The organism is Pseudoflavonifractor sp. HNCC25GI2, assembly GCF_058136395.1.
The window spans coordinates 112,665-135,659 of the sequence record NZ_JBYUOW010000002.1 but is presented as its reverse complement, the minus strand read 5'-3'; the positions used below and the strand labels follow the sequence as shown (position 1 = coordinate 135,659).

Below are 22,995 nucleotides of genomic sequence, written 5' to 3'. Positions count from 1 at the left end.
GACCTTTCACAAAGGAGTAAAACCTGTGGTACACCAGAGAGCATACCACAGGTTTTTTACTTTTAAAAGGAGGAAATCCTCACTGCTGGTCGCCCAGGGCCTGCCGCTGGCGGACCAGCACCTTCTCCTCATAGCAGGAGAATGCTTCCTCCACCAGACCGGCATCGGGCTTGGGGGTAACTAGGGAGACCACCGGAACCAGAATGAGCCCCGCCAGCATGCAGAAGGCGCCGGCGTTGATGGGGGACTGGAGAATGGGGGGGAATAGGGACTTGAGGCCGATGTTGGCCAGCATGACCACGGAGGAAAAGACAAAGCTGGTCCAGCAGGCGGCCTTGGTGGCCTTCTTCCAGTAGAGACCATAGAGAAAGGGGGCCAGGAAGGCGCCCGCCAGGGCACCCCAGCTGACGCCCATGAGCTGGGCAATGAAGGTGACGTTGGACTTGTACTGGATGATGGCCAGCACCACGGAGATGGCAATGAACACCACAATGAGGCAGCGCATGACAAAAATCTGCCGTTTCTGATCCATTTCCTTGATGACGTGGCCCTTCAGCAGATCCAAAGTGAGGGTAGAGCTGGAGGTGAGCACCAGGGAGGACAGGGTGGACATGGAGGCGGACAGCACCAGAATGACTACCACGGCCAGCAGCAGGTCGGGCAGGTCGGAGAGCATGGCGGGGATAATGGCGTCGTAGCCTTCCACGGCCACGTCCACCTGACCGGCGTAGAGCCGGCCAAAGCCGCCCAGGAAGTAGCAGCCCCCCGCCACAATGGCGGCAAAGACGGTGGAGATGACGGTGCCGGTGTCGATGGCCTTCTCACTCTTGATGGCGTAGAACTTCTGGACCATCTGAGGCAGGCCCCAGGTGCCCAGGGAGGTGAGCAGCACCACGCCCAGCAGGTTCAGGGGGTCCGGGCCGAAGAAGGAGGCGAACACCCCGGGGGTGGAAGAGACGGAGGGGTCGCTCACCTGGGCCAGCTCATCCAGAGCGCTGAGAAAGCCCCCGTGGCTGTTCAGCACCGCGCCCACCACGGCAATGATGCCTACAATCATGATAATGCCCTGAATGAAGTCGTTGATGGCGGTGGCCATGTAGCCTCCAGCGATGACGTATACGCCGGTGAGTACCGCCATGACAATGACGCACACAGAGTAGTCAATGTGGAAGGCCATGCCGAAGAGACGGGAGAGGCCGTTATAGAGGCTGGCGGTGTAGGGGATCAGGAAGATGAAGATAATCACCGAGGCGGCAATTTTCAGGGAGCGGCTTCCAAAGCGCTGGCTGAAAAACTCGGGCATGGTGGCGCTGTTCAGGTGCTGGGTCATAATCCGGGTGCGGCGGCCCAGCACCGCCCAGGCCAGCAGAGAGCCCAGCAGGGTGTTGCCAATGCCCGCCCAGGTAGCGGCGATGCCGTATTTCCAGCCGAACTGGCCCGCGTAGCCCACAAAAACCACGGCGGAAAAGTAGGAGGTGCCGTAAGCGAAGGCGGTGAGCCACGGTCCTACCGACCGTCCGCCCAGCACAAAGCCGTTGACGTCGGTGGTGTGGCGGCGGCAGTAGAGCCCGATGCCCACCATGACACCGAAAAAGATTAGCAGCAGTCCCAGTTTAATCCCCATCGTTGATCCGTCCTTTGCAAATAAACGTTTCACAACTTCTTTGCTTTGATGCGTTGAAGTTTAACGCAAAAAAGCAACAAAGTCAAGAAAAATTTTTGCGGCCGGAAAACAACGGGGACGGACCGGGGGAAAGGGGCTGATTGCAAATATAAAAAGCGGGCCCGGAGAACAGGCTCCGGACCCGCTTTGGCAGGTAATATCAGGCTTTTTTGGGCTTTTTCGGAATCACGATGGGGGTTCCGTCGTCTTCCGCCAGCTTGACCTTGGGATTTTGCTCCTTGGCCAAAGCCAGAATATTTTCTGCGTCAGGCTTTAAGAAAAACAGCCGTTTTACCCGGTCGCCGTGGGCAAAGTAGAGCGACACCATCGTGGGACTGTCCTCCTTCTTACGCACCACCGACTCAATTTGATCCCAGCTAATAAAATCGTAATGGGTGGTAATGCGCATCTGGTAGAAGACCTCCACACCGCGGCTGGTGACCACGGTGTCCTTGACCGCGAGCATGGTGAGCAGATAGAGCACACCAAACAAAATGAGTATGCGGTAAGGGGTGGCGATGCCGCCCAGAACGAGTACAACGGACAAAATCCAGCCGCCCGTCGTTACCCATTTTTTACGCGGCTTCAGGGGTCTTGCTGTATAGATAGGGCCGGAGACCGACTCCCAGGGAAGATGTACACTCACGGCGAAGGTTCCTTTCCGGATAAAAGATTACTTGGAGGGGATGGGAGCCTTGCCGGCAGCGCGCAGGGCCTCCAGGTTCTTCACGGCGCGCTCATGAGCCTCAGCGGGAGCGCCGGCGGGCTTGTGCATGGTGGTCTTACCAAAGATGTTGGTGTAAGCGCCGTCAGCCCAGAAGATATTGCGGCCCAGGAAGGCGGTGATGGCGGCATAGATGGGGTTGAGCAGGTTCACGAAGGCGAAGGGGAAGTAGGTGAAGGGGCTCATGCCCAGAACGCCCTGCTGATAGGCGCCGCAGCCGGTCCAGGGGAACATAACGGCCCACAGGGTGCCGCAGTCTTCCAGCGTACGGGAGAGCATGTTGCGGCTCAGGCCCATCTCGTCGTACTTGTCCTCGTACAGGGGGGCGGGAACACCGATGCCCAGGAACTGGTCGCACATGGTAGCGTCGCAGAACAGGGAGGTGAGCAGGGTAGCCAGAATCAGGCTGCCCACGGAGTGCAGGCGATGCTTCAGCTTGCCGAACAGGGCCTCAACACAGCCGCAGCGCTCCAGAGCGCCGCCGTAGGCCACAGCCAGCAGGATGAGGTTGATGGTCCACATGGTGTTGTCCATGCCGCCGCGGTTGAGCAGCTCGCTGGCCAGCTCGTTGGTGGTCTCGAAGGAGTAGCCGTTGTGCAGGATGTTGAACAGGTCAGCCAGGCTGCCCACGCCCTGGAAGATCACGGCGAAGAGAACGCCGCTGGCCACGGAGAGGGCGATGCCCACCAGGCCGGGCAGTTTGGCGATACAGGCGGCGATAACCACCACGATGGGGATGAGCACCAGGGGATTGAGGTTGAAGCCCTCCTTCAGGGCAGCCTGCAGCTCCAGAGCCACGGTGGGATCATAGTTGCCGCTGCCGGTAATCAGACCCAGGATGGTGTAGAGGATCAGAGCGATGACAAAGGTGGGGGCGGTGGTGGACACCATGGCGGTCACGTGGTCAAAGAGGCCGGTCTTGGCCACGGCGGCAGCCAGGTTGGTGGTGTCGGACAGGGGGGAGAACTTGTCGCCCACATAGGCACCGGAGATAATCATACCACCGGTGATGGCGGGGTTGATGCCCAGGCCGGCGCCGATACCCAGCATAGCGATACCGATGGTAGCGGTGGCGGTCCAGGAGGAGCCGCAGGCCAGGCCGACGATGGCGCACAGGATGCAGCCCACGGGGAGGAACAGCTTGGGGCTCAGAAGATCCAGGCCGTAGTAGATGAGGGCCGGAATGGTGCCCGACATAATAAAGGAGGCAACCAGCAGACCCACGGTACACAGAATGAGGATAGCTTCCATGGTGGCGTTCAGACGGTCAATCATACCAGCCAGCATGTCGGAGAAATCGTGTCCGCAGATGGCGCCGATGATACAGGCCACTACGATGGATACCACCAGCGGCATGTGAGCGTCACTATAGACCCCTCCGCTGAAGTTCAGGCCGTAGATCATCAGGCCCATCATAACGGCGATGGGGATCAGGGCTTCAATAAAGTTAGGAAGTCGAACGGTGCGTTTTTTCTTCTCAGTTTCTGGCATAAATAAATCCCTCTTTTCTTTACATTCCCTCAGCCTAAGGTGTGGGATCCCCACCCCCTGTCCATACACCGCTCTCCTCTCGGTGTGCTGGTCCGCCAGGGCGGAAAGTATTATGTACGAGGCAGGGCTGTTTTGCCAGCGGGATCCTTTCTGTGCTAAATTATAGCACTGCGCGTTGTAAAAATCAAATAAAAGTAGCCTCCAAAAAAGGGCTAAATTTGTATATAATATCTGAGGCACTAGCGTTCTGCCGCACTAGTGAAATAGCGTATCGTGTAAATAAAAAATCAGTATAGCGAAAAAATATGCATAGTAATGCAGGAAAAAATGCAAAAAGCACAGCAAACTGGATGAGGGGCAGCCGGATGGAGGAATACGTGCATTTTCCTTGGGGAAACGGTGCTGCGGGAGGGGAGGGAGAAAGGTCGGTAACAAGGAATTCCCTAAAATGAATGAAGGTTGCACAAAATGAAAAAGTGAATAAAAAATGAAGGAAAAACTGGAAACTTTTTTGCTGCAATGCACTAATGCAACGATGAACAGTTGCAATAGCGCACAAACAATGGCGAGTGATGGGAAAAATTTTTGTTGATATAAGACAAAACGTATGGTATGATAATGCCAGTAAGCCCCACAATCACACAAACGCTTGGTAAGACGACATGGCTTTTCCTGGAGGCGATGAACCAAAAGACAAAGGCCATGCCATTTTGTATCGGTAAAGAGAAGGGAGAAACGTGGGGCAACCAAGAAGCCGAGAACAAGAAAGGAAGAGGAGAACAGTTTATGGAAATTTTAACCAACCCCGTAACCATATCCGTTATTGTCCTGTGTGTCCTCAGCTTGCTGAAGCTGAACGTGCTGCTGGCCATGCTCATCGCCTGTGTGGTGGGCGGCCTGGTGGGTGGTATGGACATTCCTACCATCATGGGCACCCTGACCGGTGGATTCTCCGGTAACGCCACCACCGCTCTGTCTTACATCCTTCTGGGTACTTTTGCTACCGCCATTGCCACCACCGGCCTGGCTGAGATTCTTTCCAAGAAGCTCTCCCGGATCATCGGCGGCAAAAAGCTGGTTCTGCTGGGCGCCATCACCATCATCGCCTGCCTGTCCCAGAACCTGATTCCTGTTCATATCGCTTACATTCCCATTCTGATTCCCCCCATGCTGGCCATGATGAATCAGATGAAGCAGGACCGCCGCGCTGTGGCCTGCTGTCTGGCCTTCGGCCACAAGGCCCCCTACATCGCCATCCCCTTCGGCTTTGGTCTGCAGTTCCAGGAGATCATCATGAACAACCTGACTGAGAACGGCATGCCTGTTACCATTAACCAAATTGCTTCCGTCAACTGGATTCTGGCTGTTGCCATGCTCATCGGCCTGTTCATTGCTGTATTCATCACCTACCGTAAGCCCCGCGAGTACAAGATGCTGGAGGCCGACACCTCCGCTGCTGATGCTATCAGCGAGACCCTGGAGTACCGTCACTACATCACCATGGCCGCCGCTGTTGTGGTGGTTGTGGTTCAGGTCATCACTCAGAACCTGGCCCTGTCCGCTCTGGCCGGCATCATGGTCATGATCGTCTTTGGTGCCATCAAGTGGAACCAGATTGACGACCAGCTGGCCGGCGGTGTCCAGCTCATGGGCCTCATTGCTTTCGTGATGCTGATTGCCGGCGGTTATGCCGAGGTTATGAAGGCCACCGGCGGCGTCGAGGCCCTGGTTGAGGCCGGTATCCACGCCATGGGCGGCAACCGTTGGGTCGCTGCTACCGTTATCACTCTCATCGGCCTGCTGGTTACCATGGGCATCGGCACCTCCTTCGGTACCGTTCCTGTTCTGGCTGTTCTGTTCGTGCCTCTGTGTGAGCAGATTGGCTTCTCTCCTGCCGCCACCATCATTCTGATGTCCGCTGCTGCTGCTCTGGGCGACGCCGGCTCCCCCGCTTCCGACACCACCCTGGGCCCCACGTCCGGTCTGAATGCGGATGGTCAGCACGACCACATCTGGGATACCTGTGTGCCCACCTTCCTGCACTTCAACATCCCTCTGATGATTGCTGCCATTGTTGCGGCTCAGTTCCTGTAAGAAACTGCTGCAAATAAACCAAGCGTGAAAAGGGCCGCCCCAACGGGGCGGCCCTTTTTAATGGCTGGAAGCTTAGAACAGCAGGCTGTAAAGTCCGAACAGAATGACCAGGAACAGAACGTTGGCTGCGGTGAACCACAAAAGATACCGGCCCTTTTTGCCGGGCAGGGCCCGGACCACATATTTATAGGAGATCAGGCTGGCCATGGAGGCGATCAGGGTGCCCAGACCGCCCAGATTGGTACCCACCAGCAGGGCCTGCCCCTGGTCGGTGAAGCCGGAGAGCAGCAGGGCGGCGGGGACGTTGCTGATGACCTGACTGGCCAGAATGGCGCACACCACCTCATGGTGGTAGAGAACCTGCTGTACCAGCTCCCGGAAGGCGGGCAGACGGCCCAGGTTGCCCACAAAAAGGAAGAAGCCCACAAAGGTCAAAAGCAGGGCGTAATCCACACGGGGCAGTACCTTCCGGTCCAGCAGGGCGGTAAACAGCAGGACGGCCAGGCAGGGGAACCACACCGGAATAAGACCGCCCACGGACCCCAGACACAGCAGAAACAGCACACCGTAGCCCCACAGCAGAGACTGCCGCTCAGCGCTGGGCTCTTCCTCCAGCCGGGGTGCAGAGGCGAGATGCTTTGACTTGTTCAGCAGCAGAAACAGACCCAGCAGCAGGGCAGAGGCCAGGGTCAGCGGAAAAATGAGGCGGAAAAAGTCCGCCGGACTCAGACCGTAGTGGGCATAGAGGTACAGGTTCTGAGGGTTTCCGATGGGAGTGGCCATGCTGCCCAGATTGGCGGCGATGGTCTGAAGGCTGACCACGGGAATAATCCGATCCCGCTGATCCACCAGATCCAGCACCTCCAGGGCAAAGGGGACAAAGGTGATGAGCGCCACATCGTTGGTTACGGCCATGCTGGTGAGAAAGGGGAGAAAAATCAGCACGCCCTCCAGCTGGCGGGTGGACCCGGTGTGAGAGAGCACCATCCGGCCCAGGCGGCTGAACACGCCCAGCCCACGAAGGCCGGTCATCACCGCCATCAGGGCAAACAGCAGGCCCAGCGTCTCAAAATCTATGTAGCCCAGGTATTTCCCGTCCGGCGGGACCAGCACCATGGATGCCAGGGCCAGCACCCAGGCCACCACCAAAACGGTCTCCTGTTTTAAGAAGCGGATGAAGGATGACATATCGTGATACACCGTCCATATTCTCATAGATTACAACACACAGCTAAGGCGCCGCCTCCTGGGAGACGGCGCCCGAACGGCGGAGGCACGTTGAAACATGCCTCCGCCGTTTACGTTCATAGCATTGCCCCAAAGGCAGGGCAGAACAGATAAAAATTACTGGTCGATGATCTGAGCCTTGATGAGGTTGGTGGAACCGCTCTTGCCCAGGGGCACGCCGGCGGTAATGACCACGGTGTCTCCCTTCTGGACCAGCCCCTCCTTCAGCGCCACCTCGGCGGACAGGGAGAAAATGCGGTCGGTGGAGGTGACTTCGCCGGTGAGGAAGGGCACCACGCCCCAGCAGATGGCCAGCTGACGGCGCACCTTCTCGTGCATGGTCAGAGCGGCTATGGGGCAGGCGGGGCGGAAGCGGCAGATGTTCCGGGCCGTGCGGCCGGAGCTGGTGGCGGCCAGGATGGCCTTGGCATCCAGATCCTTGGCGGTGAGGCAGCAGGTGTGGGTAATGGCGTCGTTGATGTTGGAGGCGGGAACCACGCGCTGCTTCTGGAACTGACGCCAGTAGTGGATGGAGCTCTCGGCCTCCTCCACAATCTCCACCATGGCGGAGAGAGCCTCGATGGGGTACTTGCCCCCGGCGGTCTCACCGGAGAGCATGACGCAGCTGGTGCCGTCGAAGACGGCGTTGGCCACGTCGGACACCTCGGCACGGGTGGGACGGGGGTTGCGGATCATGGAGTCCAGCATCTGGGTGGCGGTGATGACCGGCTTGCCGGCCTGCAGGCCTTTGCGAATCATCTGCTTCTGCAGAATGGGGACCCGGGCGGCGGGGATCTCCACGCCCAAGTCGCCGCGGGCCACCATGATGCCGTCGGCAGCCGCCAGGATTTCGTCCACGTTGTCCACGCCCTCCTGGTTTTCGATCTTGGCAATGATGCGCACGTCGTCGCCGCCGCAGGAGTGGAGCACCTCACGGACGGCCTCCACGTCGGCCGCACGGCGGACGAAGGAGGCGGCAATATAGTCAAAGTCGTTCTCCACACCAAAGCGGATGTCGGCCACGTCCTTGTCGGTCAGGGCGGGCAGATGGATGTGGACGCCGGGGATGTTGATGGACTTGTTGGCGGACAGGGAGCCGCCGTTTTCCACCTGGCACACGATGTCCTGGCCGCGGATCTCCTCTACGCGGATGGCCACCAGGCCGTCGTCAATGAGAATCTCCTGGCCGGGGCCCACCTCCTCATGGAGCTTGGGGTAGGTGACGGAGACCATGGAGGAGGTGCCCTCCACCTCACGAGTGGTCAGAGTAAAGGTATCGCCGGTCTCCAGGGTGATGGACTTCTGCTCAAAGGACTTGATGCGGATCTCAGGACCCTTGGTGTCCAGAATGGTGGCCACGGGATAGCCCATGGTGTCCCGGATGGACTTGAGCAGATTCAGACGGCCCAGATGCTCCTCGTGGCTGCCGTGGGAAAAATTAAAGCGGGCCGCATTCATGCCGCAGAGGATGAGCTTGCGGATCATCTCCTCGCTGTTGACGGCGGGGCCCAGAGTGCAGATAATTTTCGTTTTTCTCATAATCAGATTTCCTCCTGTGGGAAATTGGTGTTAGCTTCTCTCGTTACAGCCATATCATACAGGAAAACAAAGAATTTGAATAGATGTGAAATCCATGAAAATCACACCCTAATTTGGGAAAAATCAGTAAAAAAGTGCGTCAGAGCTTATCTGGACGCACTTTTTTACAAGAAACAAACGAAAACTTTACCGATAGGACTCGGCCAGGGCGCGGAACTTGGGCAGGGCCCGCTCGATCATCTCGGTCTGAACGCAGTAGGCGATGCGCACGTGACCGGGGGCGCCGAAGCCGGAGCCGGGCACCAGCAGCAGGTCGAAGTCCTTCTTGGCCCGCTCACTGAAGGCCACGTCGTCGGGCTCCAGGGTTCGGGGGAAGAGGTAGAAGGCGCCGCCAGGCTGGGCCACGTGGTAGCCCATCTCCCGCAGAGCGGAGGTGAGCAGCTGGCAGTTTCGCTCATAGATAGACAGGTCGCTGGTCATGTCACAGCACAGGGAGGTGACCTGCTGGAAGAGGCTGGGGGCATTTACATAGCCCAGGGAGCGGCCCGCGCCGGCCACGGCGGCGTAGACCTCCTTGCTGTCGGTGACCTGGTTAGGCACCAGCACATAGCCCAGACGCTCGCCAGGCAGGGACAGGGACTTGGAGAAGGAGTAGCACACGATGGTGTCCTTATAGATGTGGGGAATCCAGGACACCTCAAAGCCCTGGAAGACAATCTCCCGGTAGGGCTCGTCGGAGATGAGGTAAATGGGGTGGCCGTATTCCTGGCTCTTGGCGGTGAGAATGGAGGCCAGCTTCTCCAGCGTCTCCTTGGAGTAAACTACACCGGAGGGGTTGTTGGGGGAGTTCACCACCACGCCCTTGGTGTGGGGGGTGATGGCCGCCTCAAAGGCGGCAAAGTCGATCTGGAAGTGCTCAATTTCAGGGGGAATCAGCACCATCTTGGCGCCGGCACCCTCGATGAACACCTTGTACTCGGGAAAATAGGGGGCAAAGACGATAAACTCATCCCCGGGGCAGGACAGACCGTTGAAGACGCAGCACAGGGAGGCGGCAGCGCCCACGGTGATGTAGAAATTATCGGCGGTGTAGTCCCCGCCGAAGCGGCGGTTCAAAGAATCGGCAAAGCGCTGCCGGGCGGCGGCGTCGCCCTGGGCGCTGGTGTAGCAGTGAATGAGGTCAGGCTGCTCCTTCAAAATGCGGATGGCCGTCTCGTTGATGGCGTCGGGGGCGGGGACACTGGGGTTGCCCAGGGAGAAGTCAAAGACATTTTCCGCACCCACCACGGCGGCGCGCTGCTTGCCGTATTCAAACAGCTCTCGAATGACGGACCGGGCGGTGCCCAGCCCCAGCATGCGTTCAGAAACCATAAAGAACCTCCTGCATAAATAGTCATAGAAGCGCCAGCCTGTGCATAGACATGGAGCAGGACAAGCACATAGAACCCGGACACGTTCCGGGAAAAGGGTTGGAAAAATCCGGAATAACCGCGAAAAGAGGCGGCAAGATTGGAACAAATTGTATTATAGCACACTGCTTTTGTGAAGTAAAGCCAAACCCCTACCGGGGCCCGGCGACGAAAAAATTTCCGGTTGGCCGGTGCAAGAACGAATATTCGGTAGTTTACAATTTGGTCCGGTGCCGCTATAATCATAGAAAAACAACGCGCATCCGGCCAAAATGAGGCCGGAAGCGGAGCGTTCGCCCCCAGAGACGGAAGCCACAGCAGGAGGTGATGGGATGCAGACAGTCAAGGGAAAGTCCGTACTGGACCAGGCGGTGGTAGGCAAACTGAAGTTCTGCCGGCTTGCGCCTCCCCGGCCGCAGCCGCTTCCCGCCCTCCGGCCTCAGGAGGAGGCAGCGCGCTTTGCCCAGGCACAGCGGCTGGCCGTACTGGACCTGGGGGCGCTGTATGACCGGGCCGCGCGGCAGATTGGGGAGGAGACCGCCTCGATCTTTGCTATCCATGCCATGCTGCTGGAGGACAATGACTTTGAGCAGTCGGTGCACAGGATCATCCGGGAGGAGGAGACCTGTGCGGAGTGGGCCGTGTGGAAGACCGGCAGCCGTCTGGCCTCCACCTTTACCACCATGGATAACCTATACATGCGGGCCCGGGCGGGAGACATCCGGGACATTACCTACCGGGTGATCTGGCACCTTCGTGGGGAGCGGATGGAGAACCCGCTGGACGATGAGCCCACCATTTTGGTGGCGGATGAGTTTTTGCCCAGCGAGGTGATTGAGCTGGATCGAAGCCGGGTGGTGGGCATCCTGGCCCGGGAGGGCAGCGTGGACAGCCATACCGCTCTGCTGCTGCGGGCCTGCCGGATTCCGGCCATGGCGGAGGTGGACCTGGACGAGTGCTGGGACGGGCACACCGCTCTGCTGGACGGAACCAACCATCAGCTCTATCTGGACCCGGACCCGGAGACACTGCGGCGTCTGCTGCCGGAAGAGAACCGGGAATTGGCGGGCTGCGAATAACGACAGAGCATTATTAAATAAAAAAGGAAAGGGGCCCCGGCATCCGCCGGAGCCCCTTTGTCATACTTTAAAATATTTATGGATTGCACAGGGGACGGAAGGTATGGGGCTGCTCCTCGCCACGGAGAATACGCAGTGCCCCCAGGGCCAGAGCTTCCATCTCATTTTCTCCCGGGATGACTACCACCCGGCACAGGTTGTGCAGGTAGCCGATGACCATGCCGGTAAGCATTTTGGAGTTGGCCAGACCACCGGTGAGGATCACCGCGTCGATGAGCTCGGTAAAGCAGCCCAGCATGATGCCCACGCCCTTGGCAATCTGGAGGGCCTGGGCCTTATACACCAGGGCGGCCCACTCGTCCCCGGCCTGGATGCGCCGTTCCACCTCCTGGCAGTCGTGGGTGCCCAGCAGGGCGGACATGCCTCCCTCGCCCCGCAGCTTCTTCAGCATCTCCGCCTTGGTGTACTTTCCGGAGTAGCACATATCCACCACATACAGCATGTTCAGGCTGCCCGCCCGGTCGGGGGAGAAGGGACCGGCGTCGTCGGAGACCGAGTCGATAATCCGGCCGTGGCTGTGGGCGGAGATGGAGATACCGCCGCCCAGGTGGGCGATGACCAGGTTCATATCCTCATAGCTGCGGCCCATGGCCTGGGCGTATTTGTGGCCGGTGGCCCGGGCGTTGAGTACGTGGCAGAAGCTGGTGCGGGTGACCTCCTTGAAGCCGGTGACCCGGGCCTCGGGGAGCAGCTCATCGCTGGTCACCGCGTCGTAGATGTAGGCGGGAATGCCCAGCGGGCGGGCAAATTCCCGGGCCATCAGGCCGCCCAGGTTGGAGGCGTGGTCGAAAACGGTGTGGTGGAGCAGGCAGTCGGCCAGCGCGTCATCCACCACATAGCCCCCCGCCACAATGTTGGGGATGATACCGCCCCGGCCTACGACGGCGGAGAGGTTGCCGAGGTCGAAGCCCTCCTGGGCCAGCCAGCCCCGCACCAGGGCCACCCGGTAATCCAGCTGGTCGTTGAGGGTGGGATAGGGGGCGAGGTCGTGGTTGGTGTGGACAATGCTCTTGGAGAGCAGGGGGCGGTCGTCCTCATAGACGGCCGCCTTGGTGCTGGTGGAGCCGGGGTTGAGCACTAAAATGGTGTAAGCCATAGAGAAGGCCTCCTCTTTGTGGGTGGTCAGGAGCGGGACGGACCCGCGGGGGACATGGCGGAGCAGATGAGAATGGAACTGTACTTCTCCTCCGGAGTGGCTCCGCGGGAATTGATGGTGATGGGGACGCTGGCCCCCAGTACCACGCCGGCCATCTGGCCTCCCGCCAGGCCGTACAGCGCCTTGCCCAACAGGTTGCCCGCGGCGATGGAGGGGCAGAGGAGAATGTCCGCGTCTCCGGCCACCGGACTGTGGTAGCCTTTCACCTGGGCGGCCTGGGGATCGGTGGCCAGATCCAGCGAGATGGGCCCCTCCACCGCGCAGGGGCCGAAGTCCCCCCGACGGGCCTCCTCCTTCAATGCGGCGGCGTCCAGGGTCTCCGGCATGTGGGGGTTCACCGTCTCTACGGCGCACAGCACCGCCGCCTTGGGACAGTCGTAGCCCAGGAAGCGGCAGAAGTCCAGTGCATTTTGGAGAATGTGCCGCTTCTGCTCCAGGTCGGGGGCGATGACCATCCCTCCGTCGGTGTCAAACAGAAGCTTGGGATAGCTGGGCACGTCCAGAATGGCCACGTGGGACATGAGCCTTCCGGTGGAGATGCCCGTCTGCTTGTTCACCACCGCCCGAAGCAGGGAACTGGTCTGGAGCATGCCCTTGATGAGCATCTCCCCCGCCCCGGCCCGGATGAGATCCACCGCTCGCTCCGCGCAGGCGGCCTCTCCCTCCGTGTCAATAATTTGGTCCGGGGAGAGGGAAACATCCAACTGGCGGCTCAGGTCCAGAATCTCCTGCCGCCGTCCCACCAGAATGGGGCGGATCAGCTGGTCCTTCTGGGCGGCAAAGACTGCCTGGAGGGTGTGCAGGTCGTGAGCTGCTGCTACCACCGCGCCCTTGGGCGGCATGTGGTGCAGAGACTGTTTAAGCTGTTGAAAGCCGGAAATTACCATAAGGATCCTCCCAAATCCGGGCCGGGATATCCTGCTCTGGACACGCGGTGCGGAAAACTTGCAGGACTATTCTATCATTCTGCCGCCGGATTGTATATGAAAAATTTCTTTTGCCGTGCCGGGACAAAAAAGGCGGAATTCGGCAGAAAATCGTGCGAAATGGGGGGAGAATCCAAAGCCGCCTCTTGACGAGCGGTGGGAAAACAGATATAATAAGGAGCGCTGTAAACTGGACCGGAAGGCAACCTCCGCCGGGCAGCAGGAATGGAATAAGCTGGAGTGGCTCAGTCGGTAGAGCAGCTGATTCGTAATCAGCAGGTCGTCGGTTCAAGTCCGATCTCCAGCTCCAAAAAGGCTCCTCTTGAAGAGGAGCCTTTTTTGTGTCCGGCGAAACGAAGGTGCGGCTGGCGGCGCTTCGGAGAAAGTGTCCAAGCACCGTGGAAAAGAAACGCTGAGGGGTTCTGTCCCGAAACAGGCCGCTCAGCGTTTGTCTTTTTGTTTTGGTTGGGGACACAGTACAAATCATGCGCCCGCAGGGGAACCTTTTTGGCTGGAAACAGCAGGAAGAGACCTTCTCCCGGCGTCTACATCGGAAGATGGCCGCTGGCGGGCAAAATGTTGTTCAACTGTGGGAGCAGAGTACCTTTTTGGGAAATAATACTACCATTTTTTGACTAAATAGGGTATAGTATAAAAAAGACCGATGCGGGCAGGAAACTGGCGGCAGGAGGTGCGTTTTCCAATGGATGCAATGAAAAAGAAAACCATCCGATTTTTATGGATCAGCCTGTTTGTCCTGGCTGTTTTGTGCGTGGCTGTGTTTACCTGGCTGACCGGGGTGATGGGCGAAAAAAGTGATGAAACACTCACCGAGGTGGCCAACCTCTACATGGAGGAGATGAACAGCCAGCTCAAGCATCATTTTGACTCCCTGGTGGAAGCGCAGCTGGCTCAGGTGGAGGATATTTCCACAGCAGTGCCGCCCGACTTGACGAAGAGCATGAACGAGGTTTTGCGCATGGCGCTGGAGGCCAACGGACGCTTTCGGGACTTTTCATGCCTGGCCCTCTATAATACCGAGGGTGAGGCAGATGTTATTTACGGACCTCAGGTGACCATCCGGGAGGAGGAAGCCTTCCTCCGCTCACTCAACCAGGCCGAGCCCAAAGTTGTTCTGGGGGATACGGAGGATGGCCAGGGGATGATTCTCTTCGGCGTATCGGTGGGCTATCCTGACGCTCAGGGCTATCCCATGAAGGATGGAAGTCGGTGTACCGCTCTGCTGGCGGGCATACCGGTGGAGGAGATCAACAAGAGCCTGTCCCTCAGTGTAAACAGAGCGCTGGTCTACTCCCATATCATTGAAAGCAACGGCCGCTTTGTGATCAAGAACTCGGATATGGAGGAGGACAACTACTTCGATTGGCTGGTGGCAGGCTGCGAATTTGACGGGCAGGAGCCCGAAGACGTGGTATCTGACATGGAGAGTGCACTGGACAGAGGCGAGATGTTCAGCCTGGTGCTCACGGCGAATGGACAGCGCCGCCATATCTACTGTTCCCCGCTCTCCAACTCGGACTGGTATCTGGTGACGGTAATGCCCTACGGAGCGCTGGATGAGTCGCTGGACGAACTGGATGACCAGAGGACAACCGTTACCCTGGCGGCCTGCGGCATCCTGCTGGCTGCCACCCTGGTGGTGTTTTTCCTCTATTTCCGCATGTCCCGCCGCCAGCTTCAGGCGGTGGAGCAGGCCCAGAAGGAAGCGGAGCGGGCCAACCGGGCCAAGAGCGAATTCTTGTCCAACATGAGCCATGACATCCGCACGCCTATGAACGCCATTGTGGGTATGACCGCCATCGCCACCGCCAATATGGACAACCGGGACCAGGTGGCCTCCTGTCTGCGGAAAATTTCCCTGTCCAGCAAACACCTGCTGGGGCTTATCAACGACGTGCTGGACATGTCCAAAATTGAGAGCGGCAAGCTGACCCTCAATCTGGATGCCATGTGCCTGCGGGAGACGGTGGAGAGCATCGTCAGCATCATCCAGCCCCAGATCAAGATCAAAAAGCAGTCCTTTGACGTGTTTATCCAGAATGTCCGGCAGGAAAATGTGCTCTGTGACGGGGTGCGGCTTAACCAGGTGCTGCTGAACCTCCTCTCCAACGCCCTGAAGTTTACCCCGGAAGGGGGACGGGTGACCATGACCGTCTCCCAGGAGGATTCTCCCAGGGGCGAGAAGTATGTCCGTACCCACTTTATCGTCCAGGATACCGGCATCGGCATGTCGGAGGAGTTCCAGAAGCGGATCTTCGAGTCCTTTGCCCGGGAGGACAATACCAGGGTCCAGCGCACGGAGGGTACCGGCCTGGGCATGGCCATAACCAAGTACATTGTGGACGAGATGAAGGGAACGATTGTCGTATCCAGCCAGAAGGATCAGGGCAGCTGTTTCCATGTGACATTGGATCTGGAGATTGCGCCGGAACAGGAGGAGGCAATGGTGCTGCCCGCCTGGGACATGCTGGTGGTGGATGACGACGAGCAGCTGTGCCGCTCCGCCGTGGACTCCCTGGAGGAGATCGGCGTCCGCGCCGAGTGGGCGCTCAGCGGCGAGCAGGCGGTGGAGATGGCCCAAAAGCGCAGTGAAGAGGGCCGGGACTACCACGTGGTGCTGCTGGATTGGAAGATCCCCGGCATGGACGGCATCCAGATTGCCCGGAAGCTGCGGCAGACCATTGGGGAGCGTGTGCCCATCCTGCTCATCTCCGCCTACGACTGGAGTGACATTGAGGAGAAGGCCCGGGCAGCGGGCATCAGCGGCTTTATCGCTAAGCCTCTCTTCAAGTCCACCCTTTACCATGGCCTTGTGCGCTTCGCCGGGGGCGAGGCAGCCCGGGCGGAGGAGGCGCAGGAGGCTGTCCACGACTTCACCGGCGTGCGGGTGCTGCTGGCGGAGGACAACGAGCTCAACTGGGAGATTGCCAATGAGCTGCTCTCCGCCCAGGGCTTTGTGCTGGACTGGGCGGAAAACGGCCAGAAGTGTGTGGAAATGTTTGAGGCATCCCAGCCGGGGACCTATCACCTCGTTTTGATGGATCTGCGGATGCCGGTGATGAACGGCTATGAGGCCACCCGAACCATCCGGGCCATGGAACGGCCCGACGCCAAAACCATTCCCATTATTGCCATGACGGCCGACGCCTTCTCCGAGGACATCCACCGGTGCCTGGAATGCGGTATGGACGCCCACGTGGCCAAGCCGCTGGATATGCGGGAGCTGCTGCGGCTGCTGCAGAAGCATCTGGCCTGAGAAAAACAGGGCAAAGGAGCCACAGGAAGGACAAACAATGCGAACACTGAAAAAAGCCTATCTGGAAATTACAAATGTCTGTAACCTGCGCTGCTCCTTCTGCCCGGGTTCCAGGCGGCCTCAGGGCTTTCTGACCCCGGAGCAATTCCGTGTTTTGGCGGGACGGCTGCGGCCCCACACCCAGTATCTCTACCTCCACCTCATGGGGGAGCCCCTGCTCCACCCCCAGCTGGAGCAGCTATTAGAGACGGGGGAGGAGCTGGGCTTCCGGATCATGATTACCACCAACGGCACCCTGCTGCCCCGGCGGGGGGAACTGCTGTGCAGCAGTCCGGCCGTCCACCGGGTGAGCATTTCCCTGCACTCCTTCGAAGGAAACGAGGGCGGGGACGAGGATCTGGGGGGCTACCTGGACGGATGCTTTGCCTTTGCCCAACAGGCGGCGGAGGCGGGCAAGCGCTGTGCCCTGCGCCTGTGGAACCTGGATGGGGCGGAGACCGAGGGGGCCAACGCCCAGAATGAGGACATTCTGGAGCACATGGCCCGGTATTTCCCACGCCCCTGGAAGGAGGGGTGGCAGGGCGTGACCCTGGCTCCCAACGTCTACCTGGAGTGGGGGGAGCGCTTCGAGTGGCCCGACCTGGAGGCCGGGGCCTATGAGGGCCGGGCCTTCTGCCGGGGCCTTCGGGACCAGGTGGGGGTCCTGTGGGACGGCACGGTGGTCCCCTGTTGTCTGGACCATGAGGGGGACATTCCCCTGGGCAATCTTTATAAGCAGAGCCTGGAGGAGATTCTGGAAAGTCCCCGGGCCCGGGCCATCTATGAGGGGTTTTCCCAGGGGCGGGCGGCGGAGGAGCTCTGCCGGAAGTGCGGCTATGCCCGCCGGTTTGTCTCCAAATAAGAAACAAAAAACGCGTCCGCGGATTGCGGGCGCGTTTTTCTGTGCCGCCGCATGGATAGCACCCCCGAAAAACGATGAGGGAGCGGCGAGGGAAAAACTTCCCCTTGACAGGATGGTCAGCGGGCGCTAAACTGACGTTAGATACCCCACCCCAGGGGGGTATCTGGTTTATCGCTTTGTTTAGGAGGGATTCTCCTGTGACCAAACAGAAATTTGCCATTACCGGCATGACCTGCTCGGCCTGCTCCGCCCATGTGGAGAAGGCGGTGCGCAAGCTGCCGGGCATTCAAAGTGCCGATGTGAGCCTCATGACCAACAGCATGACCGCCCAGTACGACGAGAGCGCCCTCACCCCCCAGGACATCATCCGGGCGGTGACCGAGGCAGGCTATGGGGCCTCCCTTCCCAACGCCAAGGGCCAGGAGAAGACGGCGGCCCGGGAGGACGGCATGGAGGCGGAGCTGGCCTCCATGAAGCACCGGCTCATCTGGTCCTTTGTCTTTCTCATTCCCCTGTTCTACATCTCCATGGGCCACATGCTGGGGGCCCCGCTGCCCGGCTTTCTCACCGGGCTGGAGAACGCCGTGGCCTTTGGCCTGACCCAGCTGCTGCTCACTCTGCCCATTATGTATATCAACGATAAGTATTATCGGGTGGGGTTTAAAACACTCTGGCATCGCGCCCCCAACATGGACTCCCTCATTGCTGTGGGATCCTCCGCTGCTGTCATCTACGGCGTGTTTGCCATTTACCAGATGGGCTACGGCCTGGGGCATGGAGACCTGGAGCGCGTGGCAAACTACCACATGGACCTGTACTTCGAGTCGGCGGGCATGATTCTCACCCTCATCACGCTTGGCAAGTTTTTGGAGACCCGGTCCAAGGGCAAGACCTCTCAGGCCATCACCCGGCTCATGGACCTGGCCCCCAAGACGGCCTCGGTGCTCCGGGACGGCGTGGAGACCGAAGTCCCTGTGGAGGAGGTCTGGGTGGGGGACCGGATTGTGGTCCGGCCCGGCCAGTCCATCCCCGTGGACGGCGTGGTGGTGGAGGGCTCCTCCGCCGTGGACGAGTCCGCCCTCACCGGCGAGTCCATCCCCGTAGACAAGGGGCCGGGGGACAAGGTGGCCGCCGCCTCCCTGAACAAGTCGGGCTCCTTCATCTTTGAGGCCAGCCGGGTGGGGGAGGACACCACCCTGGCCCAGATGATCCGCCTGGTGGAGGAGGCCGCTTCCTCCAAGGCCCCCATCGCCAAGCTGGCGGACAAGGTGGCCGGTGTCTTTGTGCCGGTGGTCATGACCATCGCCCTGGTGGCCGCTGCCGCCTGGCTGTTTACCGGCCACAGCGTCACCCAGGCCCTCACCGCCGGGGTGGCGGTGCTGGTCATCTCCTGCCCCTGCGCCCTGGGCCTGGCCACTCCGGTGGCCATCATGGTAGGCACGGGCAAGGGAGCCGAGCACGGCATCCTCATCAAATCCGCCGAGGCTCTGGAAACCCTTCACAGCATCGACACCGTGGTGCTGGACAAGACGGGTACCCTCACCCAGGGGGAGCCGGTGGTTACCGACATCCTCCCCGGGGAGGATATGACGGAGGAGGGCCTGCTCCTTCTGGCCGCCTGTCTGGAGGGCCCCTCGGAGCATCCCTTGGCTGCCGCCATTGTGGAGAAGGCCAAGGAAGAACAACTGGCCGTCACCGGAGTGACAGGCTTTGAGGCCGTCCACGGCCGGGGGGTCCGGGCCGCCATTGGCGGCCGTACCTTCCTGGGCGGCAACCTGGCCATGATGGAGGAGGCCGGAGCGGATCTGGGTTCCTTCCGGGCGCGGGCCGAGGAGCTGGCCGGCCAGGGCAAGACCCCGCTGTACTTTGCCGATGAGCACCGGGTGCTGGGCCTCATCGCCGTGGCCGATACCCCCAAGCCCACCAGCGCGGCGGCCGTGTCCGCCTTCCGGCAGCTGGGCCTGGAGGTGGTCATGCTCACCGGGGACAACCAGCGCACCGCCCAGGCCATCGGCCGGGAGCTGGGTGTGACCCAGGTGATGGCCGAGGTGCTGCCCCAGGACAAGGAGCGCATGGTGCGCCAGCTCCAGGAGCAGGGGAAGAAGGTGGCCATGGTGGGCGACGGCATCAACGACGCCCCCGCCCTGGCCCGGGCGGACGTGGGCCTGGCCATCGGGGCGGGCACCGACGTGGCTATGGAGAGCGCGGATATCGTGCTCATGAAGTCCGACCTGCTGGACGCCGCCGCGGCGGTGGAGCTCAGCCGGGCCACCATCCGCAACATCAAGGAGAACCTGTTCTGGGCCTTTTTCTACAATTCTCTGGGCATTCCTCTGGCTGCCGGGGTGTTCTATGCCCTGGGCTGGACGGACTTTATGCTGAACCCCATGTTTGCCGCCGCCGCCATGAGCTTAAGCTCCGTGTGTGTGGTGACCAACGCCCTGCGTCTGCGCTTTTTCAAGAGTAAATTTGCCCCGAAGGTCTCCGGCCCCGAGGCCGGTGCCCATAGCCCGGCGGAGCCGGCCTGTCCCTGCGCCTGTCCCGCCCCGCAAGCGGAAGAAGATGAACAAGGAGGAAACGAAACCATGACCAAGAAACTGAACATTGAAGGTATGATGTGCGCCCACTGTGTGGCCCATGTGGAGAAGGCCCTCAGCGCCCTGGGCGGGGTGACCTCGGCCAAGGCCGACCTGGAGGGCAAGTGTGCCACCGTCACTCTGGCTGCCCCCGTCTCCGACCAGGAGCTGAAGGATGCCGTCACCCAGGCGGGCTATGAGGTGGTGTCCATCCAGTGAAGGCCGATCACGCCCAGGTTACCCGCCTGCTGAAAACCGCCCGGGGCCAGCTGGACGGCATTTTAAAGATGGTGGAGGAGGACCGGTACTGTCTGGATGTGTCCAACCAGCTCATGGCCACCCAGTCCATTCTGAAAAAGGCCAACCGGATGGTGCTCCGGGCCCACATGGACTGCTGCGTCCGGGAGGCGATTGACTCCGGCGACCCCGGCGAGAAGCTGGAGGAGCTGGCCACCCTTCTGGACAAGCTGGCCGACTGAACAAGCGAAGAGGCGGAGGGGCCCCCACACGGTGGAAGCCCCTCCTTTTTCTTTTATGCCGCAGATGGTATCATTCGGCCCGCGGGAAGGGGGAATCTTGACAGAGCAGGGGGAAAATGTTACAATTTCCCCGCAATTATATGAACCCCCGAAGGCACTTCAGCCGGGAAATGAGGAGTGCTGTTCGGGGCTTTTTTGATCTGCGGAGGTGAGACCATGGCCCGGAATATGACGCAAGGCAGCCTGGCCGGGATTCTGGTGCGGTTCAGCATCCCTCTGGTGCTCAGCGGACTGCTGCAGCAGCTCTATGCCTGGGCGGACGCCTTTATTGTGGGCAACGTGGAGGGGGAGCAGGCCCTGGCCGCCATCGGAGCAACCACGGCCCTGTCCAACCTGTTCGTGCTGGTGATCACCGGGATTACCCTGGGCCCGGCCCTGCTGGCCGCCCGGCTGTGGGGGCAGGAGCGGCGGGAAGAGCTGCGGCCTGTGCTCTCCACCTTCGTGGTGGTGCTGGGAGCGGCCTTTGTGGTCATCGGGCTGGGCGGCAGCGCGGTGGTGCGTCCGGTGCTGGCTGCCATCAATACCCCCGAGCTGGATCAGGCCAGCCAGTATCTGGGCATTGTCCTGCTGGGCCTGCCCTTTGTGGCAGTCTATAACGTGTACGCCGCTGTGCTGCGGGGCATGGGAGACAGCCGGGCCCCGCTGCTGGCAGTGCTGGTGGCCTCGGTGGTGAATGTGGGGCTGGATCTGGTGCTGGTGGCCGGCCTTGAGATGGGCGTGGCCGGTGCGGCGGCGGCCACCGTGGCTGCCCAGGGGATGATGATGGTCTTTATCATCCTCTATACCGTGTACCGCAGCCCCGCGCTGCGCTTCCGGCCCGGCCGGGGCTGTGTGGACCGGGTAAAGCTGCGGGAGGGACTGGCGCTGGGCGTGCCCTCTGCCCTCCAGTCCAGCATCAACTCCCTGGGCGGCGTGGCCTTGCAGGACTTTATGAACGGCTTCGGTACCCAGACGGTGGCCGCCATTACCACCGCCTACCGGGTGGACACGGTGCTGCTGCTTCCCATCACCAACCTCAGCTCCGGCATTTCCACGGTAGCGGCCCAAAACATGGGGGCCGGCCAGCCCGGCCGGGCCAGAGAGACCCTGCGGGTGGGCAGTATCATCATGGCGGTGACCTCTCTGGTGCTCACCGGGGTGGTGCTGCTGGTGGGTGGCCCGGTTATCGCCCTGTTCGGCGTGACCGAGCAGGCCGCGGCCCAGGGTGCGGAATTCTTTGCCAACATCGCCGGATTCTACCTCATCTACGGCCTGGCCATGTCCCTGCGGGGCTTCCTGGAGGGACTGGGCGACGTACTGTACTCCAGTCTGGCGGGCATCGGCGCGCTGGGACTGCGCATTGCCCTCTCCTACGCCCTGGCCCCATGGGCGGGCTGGCGCATCATTGCCTGGGCGGAGGCGGTCTCCTGGACCGTGATGCTGGTGCTGTACTGGGCGCGCTACCTTACCAAGGGGCGAAAGCTGACCCGGGACCCGGCCGCCTGAGACGGCTTTGCTGCATAAATCCTCCCCCTTCCTGCCACACTAGGCGGGAAAGGGGAGGATTTTTTTGGAATCGTGCTCCAAACTGCGCTATGCCCTGGCCGGAGGGCTGGCCGGGGTGACCAACGGACTGTTCGGGGGCGGAGGCGGGTCCGTGCTGGTGCCCATGCTCACCGGGTACTGCCGCCTGAGCCAGCGGGAGGCCTTCGCCACTTCGGTGGCGGTGGTGCTGCCTCTGTGCGGGCTGTCCGTCACCATCTACCTGCTGCGGGGAAATCTGGACTGGATGGAAGCCGTACCCTATCTCATCGGCGGGGCGGTGGGCGGCTTTGTGGGCGGAAGGTGGTTCAAGGGAATGAACATGGGGTGGCTCAAGCGGGCCTTCGGGCTGCTGCTCATCTACGGAGGGGTGCGGTGCTTCCTGTGACGGCGAGGAGGGAGGAACAGCCATGACGGAGTGGATTCTGCCCCTGCTGGTGGGGGCGGCCACCGGGGTGCTGTCCGGCTTCGGCGTGGGGGGCGGCACCCTGCTGCTGGTCTATCTCACCGCCTTTGCCGGGGTGGACCAGCACCAGGCCCAGGGCATCAACCTCCTTTACTTTCTCCCGGCCGCTTTGCTGGCCCTGCCCGCCCACGTAAAAAACGGCTACATCCGCCGGAGTGCCCTGCTGCCCGCCATCGGGGCGGGCCTTCTGTGCGCGGGACTGGGGGCCTGGCTGGCCACCTCCCTGGAGGTGGCGCTGCTGCGCAAGCTCTTTGGGGGCTTTCTGCTGGCGGTAGGCGTGGGAGAGCTGCTGGGCCGCCCCAGGGAGTAGGGACAGATTGTGCTTGCTCCCGGGGCTGGGATCGGGT

17 protein-coding genes and 1 tRNA gene are annotated in these 22,995 nt (G+C 60.7%); 10 read left to right on the top strand and 8 right to left on the bottom strand.

What is annotated here, in order from left to right:
- Positions 1-79: 79 nt before the first annotated feature.
- The 3 genes from AC3YUO_RS03230 to nhaC form a co-directional block, all read right to left on the bottom strand.
- Positions 80-1,624, bottom strand: coding sequence for a sodium:solute symporter family protein (locus AC3YUO_RS03230; RefSeq protein WP_489961614.1), 1,545 nt, complete (start codon positions 1,622-1,624; stop codon positions 80-82).
- Positions 1,625-1,823: 199 nt separating this feature from the next.
- Complete coding sequence (locus AC3YUO_RS03225) at positions 1,824-2,309, bottom strand: hypothetical protein (RefSeq protein ID WP_489961613.1); 486 nt, start codon at positions 2,307-2,309, stop codon at positions 1,824-1,826.
- 27 nt (positions 2,310-2,336) lie between these two features.
- Complete coding sequence (gene nhaC, locus AC3YUO_RS03220; RefSeq protein ID WP_489961612.1) at positions 2,337-3,878, bottom strand: Na+/H+ antiporter NhaC; 1,542 nt, start codon at positions 3,876-3,878, stop codon at positions 2,337-2,339.
- Positions 3,879-4,664: 786 nt separating this feature from the next.
- Between nhaC and AC3YUO_RS03215 the strand changes: the two genes are divergently transcribed.
- Entirely contained in the window at positions 4,665-5,972 is a 1,308-nt protein-coding gene (locus AC3YUO_RS03215; protein ID WP_489961611.1) for a Na+/H+ antiporter family protein, read from the top strand.
- Positions 5,973-6,044: 72 nt separating this feature from the next.
- On the opposite strand, the gene AC3YUO_RS03210 is transcribed toward AC3YUO_RS03215, so the two are convergent.
- The 3 genes from AC3YUO_RS03210 to AC3YUO_RS03200 form a co-directional block, all read right to left on the bottom strand.
- Complete coding sequence (locus AC3YUO_RS03210) at positions 6,045-7,187, bottom strand: SLC13 family permease (RefSeq protein WP_489961610.1); 1,143 nt, start codon at positions 7,185-7,187, stop codon at positions 6,045-6,047.
- Positions 7,188-7,316: 129 nt separating this feature from the next.
- Positions 7,317-8,738, bottom strand: coding sequence for a pyruvate kinase (gene pyk / locus AC3YUO_RS03205; RefSeq protein WP_489961609.1), 1,422 nt, complete (start codon positions 8,736-8,738; stop codon positions 7,317-7,319).
- 186 nt (positions 8,739-8,924) lie between these two features.
- Complete coding sequence (locus AC3YUO_RS03200; protein WP_489961608.1) at positions 8,925-10,109, bottom strand: pyridoxal phosphate-dependent aminotransferase; 1,185 nt, start codon at positions 10,107-10,109, stop codon at positions 8,925-8,927.
- Positions 10,110-10,479: 370 nt separating this feature from the next.
- On the opposite strand from AC3YUO_RS03200, the gene AC3YUO_RS03195 reads away from it, so the two are divergent.
- On the top strand, positions 10,480-11,226 hold the full coding sequence (locus AC3YUO_RS03195) for a phosphoenolpyruvate-utilizing N-terminal domain-containing protein (RefSeq protein WP_489961607.1): 747 nt from the start codon (positions 10,480-10,482) through the stop codon (positions 11,224-11,226).
- Positions 11,227-11,302: 76 nt separating this feature from the next.
- On the opposite strand, the gene buk is transcribed toward AC3YUO_RS03195, so the two are convergent.
- Positions 11,303-12,382, bottom strand: a complete 1,080-nt coding sequence (gene buk, locus AC3YUO_RS03190) for a butyrate kinase (protein ID WP_489961606.1) — start codon at positions 12,380-12,382, stop codon at positions 11,303-11,305.
- 26 nt (positions 12,383-12,408) lie between these two features.
- Positions 12,409-13,329: a bifunctional enoyl-CoA hydratase/phosphate acetyltransferase gene (locus AC3YUO_RS03185; RefSeq protein WP_489961605.1), complete on the bottom strand. Its 921-nt coding sequence runs from the start codon at positions 13,327-13,329 to the stop codon at positions 12,409-12,411.
- Between the two features lie 273 nt (positions 13,330-13,602).
- Between AC3YUO_RS03185 and AC3YUO_RS03180 the strand changes: the two genes are divergently transcribed.
- The 8 genes from AC3YUO_RS03180 (at position 13,603) to AC3YUO_RS03145 (ending at position 22,958) form a co-directional block, all read left to right on the top strand.
- A tRNA-Thr gene (locus AC3YUO_RS03180) sits at positions 13,603-13,678 on the top strand.
- Positions 13,679-14,071: 393 nt separating this feature from the next.
- Positions 14,072-16,645, top strand: a complete 2,574-nt coding sequence (locus AC3YUO_RS03175; RefSeq protein WP_489961604.1) for a response regulator — start codon at positions 14,072-14,074, stop codon at positions 16,643-16,645.
- A gap of 37 nt (positions 16,646-16,682) precedes the next feature.
- Positions 16,683-17,546, top strand: coding sequence for a radical SAM/SPASM domain-containing protein (locus AC3YUO_RS03170; protein WP_489961603.1), 864 nt, complete (start codon positions 16,683-16,685; stop codon positions 17,544-17,546).
- Positions 17,547-17,743: 197 nt separating this feature from the next.
- On the top strand, positions 17,744-20,341 hold the full coding sequence (locus AC3YUO_RS03165; RefSeq protein ID WP_489961602.1) for a heavy metal translocating P-type ATPase: 2,598 nt from the start codon (positions 17,744-17,746) through the stop codon (positions 20,339-20,341).
- The gene (locus AC3YUO_RS03160) at positions 20,338-20,601 is read left to right on the top strand and encodes a metal-sensing transcriptional repressor (protein WP_489961601.1); all 264 of its coding nucleotides are present in this window, start codon (positions 20,338-20,340) and stop codon (positions 20,599-20,601) included. The genes AC3YUO_RS03165 and AC3YUO_RS03160 overlap by 4 nt, the downstream gene beginning before the upstream one ends.
- A gap of 216 nt (positions 20,602-20,817) precedes the next feature.
- The gene (locus AC3YUO_RS03155; RefSeq protein ID WP_489961600.1) at positions 20,818-22,146 is read left to right on the top strand and encodes an MATE family efflux transporter; all 1,329 of its coding nucleotides are present in this window, start codon (positions 20,818-20,820) and stop codon (positions 22,144-22,146) included.
- A gap of 64 nt (positions 22,147-22,210) precedes the next feature.
- Positions 22,211-22,570 (top strand): sulfite exporter TauE/SafE family protein, encoded by a 360-nt coding sequence (locus AC3YUO_RS03150; protein WP_243093435.1) that lies wholly within the window; start codon positions 22,211-22,213, stop codon positions 22,568-22,570.
- Positions 22,571-22,592: 22 nt separating this feature from the next.
- Positions 22,593-22,958 (top strand): TSUP family transporter, encoded by a 366-nt coding sequence (locus AC3YUO_RS03145; protein ID WP_489961599.1) that lies wholly within the window; start codon positions 22,593-22,595, stop codon positions 22,956-22,958.
- Positions 22,959-22,995 lie beyond the last annotated feature (37 nt).